Here is an 11,253-nt window from a genome sequence, read left to right on the forward strand (position 1 = left end):
TCCCAGGAGGCGCGGGCGTAGTCGGCGGCGAGCTGGGTCTTGCCGACCCCACCCATCCCGACCAGCACCTGCGAGAGCACCGCGGTCCCGCCGCCTTCTACGGCCGTCCGCAGTCGCTCCACCTCCGCACGGTGTTGGAAGGACCGGGCCGGCGTCGGGATCACACCCACCTGATGTGGCCACACCGCCTGACTTCGGGCAGCCGGTAACACGTACTGCTTGGTGATCGAGTTGTGGTTCCCGTTGACCAGGGTCTCCACCGTGGTCTCGTTGCCGTCGCCCGAGACGCCGAGCACGATGTCCTCACCGGCGGACAAGGAGCGCTCGCCCGGCAGTGCCTTCTCCGGTCCGTCCTCGCTCTTGGAGCGTCCGAAGGGGGTCACGGCTGCTGGTTCTCGTCACCGGTGACGGCTTCGCCGATGTGCCCCCGGGCCGCGACCCCGCGCTCCCCGGGGACGGCCGGGGAGCCGCCTTGGCCAGGGCCGGCCGGGCCGGCAGCCGGAACGGGACCGGGGCCAGGCGCGTCGAGACGGTTTTTGTCGCCGGTCACGACCCGGCCGATCGAACCACCGGCCTGCACCGACCGCGCCCCGGCGGTCTGAGTGCGGGTCAGGGCGAACACCGACACGACGAAGCCGACCACCCCCACGCAGGTGCCGACCACACTGGCGACGTCGGCGGCCTTGTTCAGATCCGCGAACGCCAGAACGATCAGCGAGCCTACGACCAGTAGGGCGCATACCACCGCAACCGCCGTCAACACCCTGCGCGCTGTCACCTTGAACCCCCTCGCCGAGCTTCCCCATAGGCCAGGTACCGCTCTCCCGAGCGAACTTAATCCCCCTCAGGTCCGTGCACGTGGTGTTCGCGTGGAAGAGCGCTCAGCAATCGGTGACGGAACCTTCCGCCGGGGGATGTCAACGGTCCGGGCGGCATCGCAGGCCTGGTGTCGCCCGTATGCCTGGCCGTCCGGGGGTTTCTGCTGCCGTGCATCTTCGTTGCTCTCTGTGAGGACGGGTCTGTCCTCTGGTGGGAGGGTGTGGGCGGGGTGTACGGGGACCTGTGGACCTGGGCGGCGGCGAACCCGGTACGGGCGGTGCTGGCGGCGGTGGTCGTCGGCATCCCGGCGGTCGGCGCGCTCGCGCAGCAGCGGCAGAAGGACCGGGCGGGTCGCCCCGGCGGTACCGCCCCCGCGTCGAGCCGGCCCGGTGACGGGCTGCTGGCGCGGTTCCTGACGGGTCGGGACCTGCGGCCGGGGGATCCGGCGTCGTCGGCGTCCTGGTGGTGCGCGGGGGTTCCGGTCGAGCGGGAGCGCACCGCGGCCGAGCTGGCGGCCGACGTCGACCCGGCCTTCGTGAAGGGCGCTTCCTCGGCCTGGGCGGTGGTCGGTGCCGGTGCCGGTGTGTGGCGGTGGTCGTGTTGGCCGGGTGCGGCGCGGGTGGTGGTGCGGTTGGCGGTGCCGGGCGTCGCGGTGGCGGTGTGGCGGGGCTGGTGGCCGGCCGGGGCCGTGGTGCTCGGCGTCTTGGTCGTCGCCGCGGTGGTGGCCGTGGTGACGGGGCCGGCGGTGTGGGGGTGGTGGCGGCCGCGGCCGGCTTCGGCGTCCCTGGTCTACGGACCGGGGATGTGGGGGGCGGCCCGGCCGGTGCTCGGGGTGGGGGAGCGGGAGCGGCGCGGGAAGTGGCTGCACCTGCCCGCGGATGTCGCGGTGCCCGGCGCCCGGGTGGTGGTGCGCCTGCCCGCCGGCTGGCCCGGTGGCGAGGCCGCCAAGCGCGCGTTGTCGGCGGCGGTCACCGACCGGCTTCCGGGTGAGTGGGGGGAGACGTGGCACCGCGCCGATTCGGCGCCGTTCGCTGAATGGGTGCGGAAAGAGCCGCCTAAGAAGGTCCCGAAATTGCCCCGGTCCGTCGACTGGAAGCCGACCGGCGACCGGTACGAGATCTATGTCGGTCAGGCGGTCCGCGGTTTCGACCTGGAGGACGTTCTGATCCGCACGAAATCCGTCACTCCTCATTTCGGTGTGGCCGGTCTGACGGGGTCGGGTAAATCGACGGTGCTCTACCTCGGCGCGGTGCACGCCCGTGAAACCGGCGCGCTCGTCGATATTCTCGACACTAAGCAAAATTCGATGACCGAGGCCGAGGGGAAGAGCGGCGTCCGGGTCCACAAAACCCCGGCCGAATGCGTGGCCGCCCTCGGTGAATTCATCATGTCGATGATGGCTGCCGAGGCCGCCGCCGGAAAAAATGGCGATCCGGCGTTGCGGCAGATTCTTGTACCCCGTCTTATGGTGGCGGATGAGCTGCCCACGTTCATGAAAATGGCCCTGATCTGGTGGAAATACCAGCTGAAGGGAAAAGGCGTCCCACCGTTCGCTGAATGGTTTTCCATCGGTCTCCTGCAAGGGCGCTCCGCCGATCACCGGTTCGGTGTGGGGGCGCAGCAGTGGGCGAACGGATACTTCGGCGGGACGATGGAGCGCGCGCAGATCGGCTGGAAGGCCCAGCTCGGCTACTGCGATTCCCCTTCATGGGCAGTGGCGTTCGGTGCCTCCACGCCGGTCGTGTCGCCGGACACAACGGTTCCAGGGCGGGGCGTTTTCGCGGACGGGCGTATTGATCCGGAAACGAAGGGTCTGTGGGTTCGGGAATTCCAGCCCGCCTACATCGTCCCCCAGGTAGGGGCGCGGCTCGATGCTGTGCCACCTGCCCCGGAGTGGTTCGACGCGGGCGAGCCGGCTCCCTGGATCACGGCGGAGACCCGTGCGTGGGCTGAGGCGCTGGCCATCCCCGACTTCCTGACCGGCGGCCGATTCGGTCCGGCCCAGCCCGTGCGGGGAGGTGCTGTTACCCTCCGCCCAACTGTGGGGGTAGGGGTGGGTCGCCCCAGGTCAGAGGCGGTAACAGGGGACGGGGTAACGGCTGAGGTAACAGGCGGGGTAACAGGGGCGGCCGGCTCGGAGTCGAGGCCAGCGGTGGAGCTGTTCAGCCTTGCGGAGGCCTGCGAGGCCGGCATCCTGCCGTGGGCCCACAGCACGGCGAAGGTCTACAAGGGCCGCAGCGCGGAGAGGGGTGTCGCGTTCCCGGAGGGGGCCCCGGACGGGCGCGTCACGTATTACACCCGGGACGAACTGAAGGATTGGCTAGCTCGTTGGCAAGCGGACGCGAAAACCCGCACCTGAATTCTTTATCTAAGGCGCTGTTTCTGGGCTTTATCGAAAGAGTGGAATTGCCGTCGTGGCCGTATCAAAAGGTGCGTTAGATCGTTTCTTCGGCATGTGGAAAAAGAAGTCGCAGGAGGAGGCGCCGGGTGCGCCGGTGAATCCGTGGGTGACGTCGGCTGATTCCGCGGGAGGTGCCGAGACGGCGGGTGGCGCCGAGGGTGGCGGCCCCGGGGGTTCTGGTGCTGGTGGTGCGGGGGCGCCGTGGGTGGTGGTTCCGGAGCAGTCCGGCAGCCGCTTGCGCAAGGTCGCGTTTTGGGGTGTGGCCGGCCTGGTCGTGGTGATCGTCGCGCGGGCGGCCTTGGTGCCGGATGCGGCTCCGTCCCCGCAGGTGCGGCCCGCGGCAGGACAGCCGGCGACGCCCGGGTTCCCGGAGGATGCGGCGCGGGCGGTGGCGGTGCGTGCGGCGCGGGCCTATCTGACGTGGGACCAGGAGCGTGCGGCCGACCGCGCCGCCGAACTGGCGGCGGTCCTGGCCGTCGGGGTTGACCCGCAGCTCGGATGGGACGGGCACGGCGTCCAGAGTGCGGGCCTGGTGGTGCCGGGCCCGGTGACCGTCGGCCGCGCCGGCCGGGCCCGGGTCCGCGTGGACGCCCAGGTCACCTCGGGAGCAGGGCCGGCCCGGTGGCTGGCCCTGGACGTGCCGGTGGTGGTGACCGGCGGCGGACGCCTGGCGGTGAGTGGACCCCCTGCGCTGCTGGGCGTCCCCGAGGAGCCTGCGACCGCTCCCGAGGCCTCCGACCGCCCCGCTGACCTGGAGTTTTCGACGCAGACCCGCGCCGCGGTCACGGAGTTTTTCCGGGCGTGGGCGGCGGGCGCGGCCGGCTCGGCGGTGGCCCCGGGGACGTCGCTGCCGGCCCTGCCGGCCGGGGTCACGCTCGGCTCGGTCCAGGGCTGGGACGCCGTCCCGGGTGCGGGTGCAGACCGGTGGGGGGTGGCTCGGGTGGTGTGGGTCGTGGGCGGGGGGCAGGTCGAGCAGGTCTACCGGGTTCAGCTCACCCGTGTGGAAAGTGCTCGCGCGGGGCGTTGGCAGGTGGCCGGTATTTCCGGCGATGACCTGGCCTGACGAGATATTCAGAGAAAGGTGTATGCCGTGCATGAGGTAATTCTCGCCGCTGTGACTGATGGGTCCGCAATCTCGCATACCGTAGTGGTGATCTGTGGGAATTTGCTGTTGGCTGTTTTGGCGGTCAAGGGGCTACAGCTTTCCTTTAACGAGGATTTCGGCAAGAAGATTTCTTTCCTGGGTGGGGCTGTCTTCTGTGCCGTGTTCGTGTGGATTCCGGACCAAGCTAAGGGGCTGGTGACGGATCTGGCAAAGGTGATCAGTTCTTGATGCGGCACGGGATCACATACACCGGCCATTTCACCCTGGAGCCCCGGCAGCACGAGCTTTTCGGGGTGGATTTGGGTCAGGGGATTTCCCGTCGGATGCTGCTTTTGGCGACGCTCGCGTTCGGCGTGTGGGACGGCCTTGCGTTCCTGGTGGTGGGTTTTCCAGGGCTGGACTGGCTGACGCTCTACCTCCTGCCGCCGCTGGCCGTCACGGTGCTGGGGGCGCAGCCGTCGAAGGCCTGTGACCGGCGGACGGTGCTGGCGGGGTGGGTGATCGCTGCGCAGTACCAGGTGTCGGGGCATCGGCCGGTGATCGGCGGTGGGCGGGTGGTGGCGCACCGGTCGGAGTGGATCCCGCGCCCGGCCCGGTGGGCCGCCCACCTGCCCGCCCTGACGCGGGCGGTGGGGGCGGGGTTGGCGGGCCGGCTGGCCGGTGCCGGAGGTGCGGAGGACGTTCCGCCGTCGGGGCCGGCGGTGGTGCTGGCGCACAGGGTCCGGCTCTACGGCCCGGACCACATGGTGAAGGTCGCGGCCGCGGGCGGTCGCCGGGCGAAGGGGCGGAGCACGTGAGGGTGCTGGAGAAGGTCTCGGCGTTGTTGGGGGTGGGCGGGGAGCGGTCGGCGCCGCCGCCGCGGTACGAGGGGATCGCTGACGGCCTGGTCCTGACCGACGGGGAGGCGTGGGGCTGGTGGACCTGCGAGACGTCGAACTCGGACCTGATGGGGGAGGCGGAGCGGGAAGCGGAGCAGCAGCGCGCCGAGACGACGCTGACGTCCGTGCTGGCGGGCCTGGACGTGCACCTGCGGGTGGTGTGGTCGCCGTACTCGGCCGCCGACTACCGGGCCGAGGCCCCGGAGCTCTACCGGGCCGGCCGGTGGGAGGAGTGGGCCGAGCACCGTGCCGCCCGCCTCGACCAAATCGGGCTGCCGGTCCGTCACGTGCTGCTCGGCGTCCGCCTCGGCCCCCGCAAGCCGACGGCCGGCCGCCGCGCCGCGGAGGCGGCCGGCGCCGCGGCCGCGGGCGTGCCCGGCCGGGAGCTGGCCGGCTGGCACACGGCGGCGCGGCGGATCGGGCGCCGGCTGGAGTCCTCGCCGTGGCGGTGCACGGCTGCCCCGGTCGAGTTGCTGGCCTGGATGGTCACCCGTGAGCAGCACCGCGGTGTCCCGGCCCCGGTCGCCGGGCGGGCTCTGGTGACGGGGGCGGCGCTGGCCGCGCTGACGCACGGGCGGGTGCTGCCCTACCCGGACCACCTGCGGATGGTCGACGCCCGGGGCGAGGTGTGTGCGTGGGTGGCGGTGCTGACCATGCCGACGTTCCCGGAGCGGATGAGCGTGCCGGGGGCGGGGGAGTGGCTGCGGACGCTGGCGGAGATCTCCTACCTGCCCCCCAACGACGAGGAGGACCAGGAGGACGACGATGTGACGGGCCGGCTGGTCCCGGTCAGCCCGGAAGCCTCCGTGCGGCTGCGGGTGCTGCCCAAGCGCGAGGCCATCGCCCGCACCGACGAGACCGCCAAGTCCGTGCGCGAGCAGACCCGCTCCGCTCGCTCGCACGCGATCGGGGACCCCGGTCAGGTCATCACCGACGCTGGCGAGGCGATGGCGGACCTGCGCGCGGACCTGGAGCGCGAGGAGACCTCCCTCGTGCACGACCACCCCCGGCTCGTGGTCACCAGCACGGTGGGCCTGGAGGACCTGCGCGCCCGCATCGACGCGACCGTCGCGCACTTCGGGGACATGGGCATCACGGTGCAGGTGGGCACCGATGAGCAGCGCCCGTTGTGGTTGGAGACGTGGGCGGGGGACCGGGTGCGGGTGCCGGACCTGGGCCACGTGCGCGATACCCGGGCGATGGCGGGGGCCTGGTGGTGGGGCGGTGCCCGGGTCGGCGACGACGAAGGCCCGATCGTCGGGTTCCTGACCGGCTCGACGCCCGGGGTGGTGCGGCTGGCGCCGGCCGCGGATCGCCGGGACGCGACCACCACCGCCTACGTCGGCCGCTCCGGCCGCGGCAAAACGACCGCGATGATGTGCGCCGGGCTCGAGGCAGCGTTCGCCGGCGCCTGGTGCCTCGCCCTTGACTTCAAGGGGGACCTGGGCGGCATGGTGAGCGCCGCCGAGCGCTACGGGCTGCCGTCCCGGCTGGTGCAGATGACCCGGGCCATGGCTGGCACCGCGGACCTGATCCCGCTCCTTGCGGAGGCCGGCCGCGACGCCGCCCGCGCCGAAGTCCCCGCCCAACTTTCCCTGGTGACCCCTGCGCACCTGCGCGCAGCCGGCGCCGAAGTGGCCCTGCAGGCCGCCACCAACGCGGTGCTGGACGCGGAGCCGGTGCCGGGGACGTGGCAGGTGATCGAGCACCTGCGGGCCTCCGGGGACCGGGTGGCCCGCGAGACCGGCGAGGCCCTGCACGAGTTGGCGCAGACCCCGCAAGGCGCCCTGTTCATGGGCCGCCCGGCAGCCGGGGCCGAGGCGCTGTCGACGGCGCCCGGGGTGTGGGTCGTGCAGATGCCGGGCCTGTCCCTGCCCACCATCGGGGAGGAGCGGGAGCGCTGGACCAGCGTCCAGGCCCTCTCCGTCGCCCTGATGCACTCCGTCCTTGCGTACGGGATCGTCACGGCCGGCCGGCCGGACCTGCGCACGCTGCCCAAGGTGGTCTGCGTCCCCGAGGTGCACGTTCTGACCGGCACCCCGCAAGGGAGGCATTTCCTGGACTACGTGGCTCGGGTCGGCCGCGCTCTCGGCGTGCACCTGCATCTCGATACTCAGGACGCCACCGGTCTGATGCTCCTGCCGGGCGTGGTTGAGCAGCTGGTGACGGTGGTCGGCTTCCAGCTCACCACCGCCCCGCAGCAGGACGCCCTCGCCGAGCTGCTGGACCTGCCGCCGGGGCGGCACACGCGGGAGCTGATCCGCTCGCTCGGTATCGAGCCGACCGGCGACATTCGACACGGCCACTCGATCGTGCGGGACCGGCGCTTCGGCTCCGCCACCGTCCAATGGGACATCCCCACCGCCGAGCTGCGCGACCTGCTCGACACCTCCCCCCGCGCCGCCGCGGAGCCGGCCGCCGCGGACGCACCGGACGGAGTCCCCGCATGAGCGCCCGCACCCACCCCACCCGCACACGCCGGGCCGGAGCGGCGGGCCTGGTCCTCCTCGCCGTCCTGGCCGCCGGCTGCACCGACGACGACCGAGGCGGTGCCGGCGGTGCCGGCGGTGCCGGCGCCGACCCTGCCGCGGCGGCAGCAGAACGGGCCCGCGCCTACATGCAAGCCGCGGTGGCCGACGACTGGAAGACGGCCTGCGACCTGATGGCGGCCCCGCGCCGGGCGGCCTGCCGCGGCCGGCACCCGGTCCCCGAGTCCCCCGAGCCCGCAGGCCCGACGCTCGGCCCGGTGCTCCTGGACCGGCCGCCGACCCGGGTTCCGGCCACCGCCGCGCACCCGGCGGGGTGGGCCGTGATCGTCTCCCACACCGTCACGTGGCCGGGCGAGGAGACACGTACGACGCGGACCGCGCTGCGGATGACCGACGAGGGCGGCAAGTGGTGGGTGGAGCAGCGCTCGGACGTGTCCGACGCCGAGCTGACTCGGGCCGCGGACCCGGCCGCCGCCGCCCTGTCGAGGGAGGTCCGGGGATGAAGCGTCTGTCCAGGGGCCGCAGCCTGGCCATCCCGGTCCTGGCCGTGCTCACCACGTGGGCGGTGACGGCCGGTGTCGCGCACGCCGACACCATCGACCCCATCGGGGTGGGCGGCCTGTTCCCGTCGCCGTCGGTGCCCAAGGGGCACGGGACGATGTTCGAGACGTACCCGGACCTGCTCACGTGGCGGCTGGACACGGACTTCGACACGTTCGACGTGTTGGACCCGGTGCTGCACACCATCGCGGACGTGTTGATGGTGCTGCTGGTCACCATCGGCGCGGCCGTCGCGACGCTGGCCGGCTGGACCTTCGGCATGACCGACCTGCCCGAGGTACAGAAGCCGCTCGCGGAGGCCATCAGCGGCAGCGCCGGCGCGGTGATGGCCGGTGTCTTCCCGGCCGCCCTCGCGATCGGGGCCCTGGTGGCGTTCATGCGCTCACAGCGGGGGGACGGCGGGGGGTTTTCGGACTTGGCGTGGGTGCTGGTCTCCGCGGTGGCCGCAGCCACCCTGCTCCAGAGTCCGCAGACGTGGGTGGACGGGGTGGACCAGGGCCGCATGCTTGGGACCGACATCGCGATGACCGCCACCGACGCCGGTATCGGCTCGGCCGGCGGCGGCATCGAGAAGGTCCCCTTCGCGCTGGCCACCCCGACCCGCTACTCCGGGGACGCCCAAGACCGGGTGGTGCGCCGCGCCACCGACACCGTGTGGCGCGTCTACGTCGCCCAGCCGTGGTGCTTGGCCGAGTTCGGGTCGTTGACGGCCTGCCAGCGTTATGGCCGGGAGGTCCTGGACCGCGGCAGCGACATGGACAAGAGGAAGGACTACCTCGAAGAAGAGGTGACGGACGACGACGTGGGGGACGAGTCGTTGGCCTGGCGGGAGGGGCACCGGCCGATGGCCCGCGCCGGAGTGCTGCTGGTCGCCGTCCCGGTGGCGCTCCTGTTCGGCCTGCTGTTGATCACGTTGTTGTTCGGGAGCATCGCGGCCATGATGGCCGCGCTGTTCCTGCTGGTCGTGGGCCCGCTGTTCGCGGCGCTGTGGGTGATCCCCGGCCGCCCCCGGCAGTGGGGCATGCGCTGGTTCGACGCCCTGGTGGGCACCATCATGCAATCCGCCATCGTCACCCTGACCGCGGGCGGCGTGATGATGATCCAGATGGTCACGGCCATGGCCATGCCCACCTACGGGTGGCTCGGCTCCTCCGCCCTGTCCATCGCCGGCGCCATCGCCGCGTTCAAATACCGCGGGGTGCTCACCTCGATTGTGGGCGGCGGCGGGGCGGCCGGCGCGGGGGCCGCGTCGATGGGCGCGTTGCTCGGCGCGATGGCCACCCGTGGGGTAGGGCGGCAGGCCGCCCGCGCCGCCGGGGCGACCGGGCGCGGCATCGGCCGTGCAGGACGCGCAGCCGGCCGCGGCGCGGGCCGGCTGGCCGACGCGATCGAGGAGCACGGCCCGCAGCCTGACGACCCGCCATCCGCCGGCCCGACGCGGCCGGTCCGGCGTCCGACACCGCCGCCCCCGCCGCCGGCCGGCGGGCGCCCGCCACGCCCAGGGCCCGGCACCGGTCCCGGCCGCGGACCCGCAGCCGGCGGCACCGGCCCCCGGGCCACCGTCGCCGCAGCCGGCCGCCGAGCCGGCCGCGCCGCGACCGACACCACCGACACCCCACCCCTGCCACCCGGGGCGAGCGTGCCCAAACCGGCCCGCCCGCGTACCGGTTCAGGCCGGCTGGAGAAGCCGGACCCGGCGCGGGGCGACGCCGAGGCGGCCCTGCCGCCCGCGGCCCGCACCGTCCGCCCCCGCACCCCCGGGGGCCGTCCGGCCACCCAACCGCCGGCCCCGCGGGCGCGGGCCCCACGCGCCGCGGCCCCGCCGCCACGGACGCCGCAGACGCCGACACCGCCGAGGCCACCGCGCCCCGGCCGCCGCTACCCCCCGCCGCCGCGCTGACGGAGCCCTGCACCCATGCCCCACCACACCCCCGACCCCGCCCAGGGCGACCCGCCCCCGGACTGGCGGGCCTTACTCGCAGCCCTCCCCGACGAGGACGGCCCGCCGCCGGGCACGCCCCGGCGGCGGTGGCGCCGCACCCAACGCCAAGCCGCCCGCACCCGGCGGGCCGGCGCCACCGCCGAGCTGCGCCGCCAACCTCTCGGCCCCGCCGCCGTGCTCCTGGTCGTGCTCGTGGTCCTGGTCCTCGGCGTCGTCGCCCGCCACAGCGAGGCCCCACAGCCGGCGGACAACCGCCCCGCCCCGGCCGCAGCCCCGCCCGCCCCGCCGGCCGCCGCCCCGAGCCGGCCGGAGGCCGCGCCCTCCCTCGCGCCCGCTGCCGGTCCCGACGACGTCGCCGGGGCCTGGACCCGCGCCTACCTCAGCCGCGACCCCTGGACCGACCGCACCCACAAACCGGCCGCCCGAAGGGCGGCCCCGTGGGCCACACCGGAGTTGACCCGCAACCTGACCGAGACGACCCCGCCGGGGTGGGGGCGGCAGGTCAGCCGCGGCGAGTCCACCACCGTGCGCTCCGTCGCCGTCCGCCCGGCCGGGCCGGACCTGCCCCCGGACAACCCCGCGCAGGTGTGGCGCACGGTCACGGCGAGCGTGGACGTCACCGGGTACGAGAGCAGCCGGCGCACGGACACGGTGCAGGTGGAGGTCATGCGCACCGTGGACGGGTGGCGCGTCTCGCGAGTGCTGGGGGTCTGACCGCCGTGGACGCCCGCGACGTCGCCCAGGCCGCCGTCACCCGCGCCGCCACGCCCTTCATGGCCAAGGCGGGCTGTGTGGGGGCGGTTTTGGCCGTGGTCGGCATGATCGGCCTCGGGTCCGTCACCCTCCTCGCCGGGGCCGCGAGGCAGGCCTCCGACGGCAAGAACGGGGCGGCCGGCTGCGCGACTCCGGGCCTGCCGGGACCGGCGGCGCTCACCACCGTCCCGGCCGAGGTGCTGGCGCAGCAGACCTACCACGCCAAGGTCATCGACCAGGTCGCGGGGGGGCGGGGGGGGGCCCGCCCCCCGGCCGGGGGGGGGCGCAGGAGCGGGCGACAGAGA

General features: G+C 73.7%; 10 protein-coding genes and 1 pseudogene. 9 read left to right on the forward strand and 2 right to left on the reverse strand.

All coding sequences use genetic code 11. The features are described 5' to 3' along the window. Nucleotides 1-383, reverse strand: a pseudogene (locus AB0O40_RS36180) (tetratricopeptide repeat protein); the annotation flags it as partial. Further along, complete coding sequence (locus AB0O40_RS36185; RefSeq protein ID WP_365050226.1) at nucleotides 380-778, reverse strand: hypothetical protein; 399 nt, start codon at nucleotides 776-778, stop codon at nucleotides 380-382. The gene AB0O40_RS36185 and the pseudogene AB0O40_RS36180, both read right to left, overlap by 4 nt. Nucleotides 779-1,048: 270 nt before the next feature. On the opposite strand from AB0O40_RS36185, the gene AB0O40_RS36190 reads away from it, so the two are divergent. From AB0O40_RS36190 to AB0O40_RS36230, 9 genes are all read left to right on the forward strand, one after another. After that, the gene (locus tag AB0O40_RS36190; protein ID WP_365050228.1) at nucleotides 1,049-3,178 is read left to right on the forward strand and encodes a hypothetical protein; all 2,130 of its coding nucleotides are present in this window, start codon (nucleotides 1,049-1,051) and stop codon (nucleotides 3,176-3,178) included. A 55-nt stretch (nucleotides 3,179-3,233) separates the two neighbouring features. After that, on the forward strand, nucleotides 3,234-4,283 hold the full coding sequence (locus tag AB0O40_RS36195) for a conjugal transfer protein (protein ID WP_365050230.1): 1,050 nt from the start codon (nucleotides 3,234-3,236) through the stop codon (nucleotides 4,281-4,283). A 27-nt stretch (nucleotides 4,284-4,310) separates the two neighbouring features. Next, entirely contained in the window at nucleotides 4,311-4,553 is a 243-nt protein-coding gene (locus AB0O40_RS36200) for a hypothetical protein (RefSeq protein WP_365050232.1), read from the forward strand. After that, nucleotides 4,553-5,122, forward strand: a complete 570-nt coding sequence (locus AB0O40_RS36205) for a hypothetical protein (protein ID WP_365050233.1) — start codon at nucleotides 4,553-4,555, stop codon at nucleotides 5,120-5,122. Before AB0O40_RS36200 ends, AB0O40_RS36205 begins: the two co-directional genes overlap by 1 nt. Next, nucleotides 5,119-7,653 carry an ATP-binding protein gene (locus AB0O40_RS36210; RefSeq protein ID WP_365050235.1) on the forward strand — a complete coding sequence of 845 codons (2,535 nt, stop codon included), beginning with the start codon at nucleotides 5,119-5,121 and terminating at the stop codon, nucleotides 7,651-7,653. The genes AB0O40_RS36205 and AB0O40_RS36210 overlap by 4 nt, the downstream gene beginning before the upstream one ends. Continuing rightward, on the forward strand, nucleotides 7,650-8,195 hold the full coding sequence (locus AB0O40_RS36215; protein WP_365050237.1) for a hypothetical protein: 546 nt from the start codon (nucleotides 7,650-7,652) through the stop codon (nucleotides 8,193-8,195). Before AB0O40_RS36210 ends, AB0O40_RS36215 begins: the two co-directional genes overlap by 4 nt. Further along, nucleotides 8,192-10,153, forward strand: coding sequence for a hypothetical protein (locus AB0O40_RS36220; protein ID WP_365050239.1), 1,962 nt, complete (start codon nucleotides 8,192-8,194; stop codon nucleotides 10,151-10,153). The genes AB0O40_RS36215 and AB0O40_RS36220 overlap by 4 nt, the downstream gene beginning before the upstream one ends. Before the next feature lie 15 nt (nucleotides 10,154-10,168). Then, nucleotides 10,169-10,909 (forward strand): hypothetical protein, encoded by a 741-nt coding sequence (locus tag AB0O40_RS36225; RefSeq protein WP_365050241.1) that lies wholly within the window; start codon nucleotides 10,169-10,171, stop codon nucleotides 10,907-10,909. Beyond that, nucleotides 10,879-11,253: hypothetical protein (locus tag AB0O40_RS36230; RefSeq protein ID WP_365050243.1), on the forward strand; the 375-nt coding region annotated here is incomplete at its 3' end. The genes AB0O40_RS36225 and AB0O40_RS36230, both read left to right, overlap by 31 nt.

Source organism: Streptomyces sp. NPDC089919 (assembly GCF_040684615.1).
Taxonomy (GTDB): Bacteria; Actinomycetota; Actinomycetes; order Streptomycetales; family Streptomycetaceae; genus Streptomyces.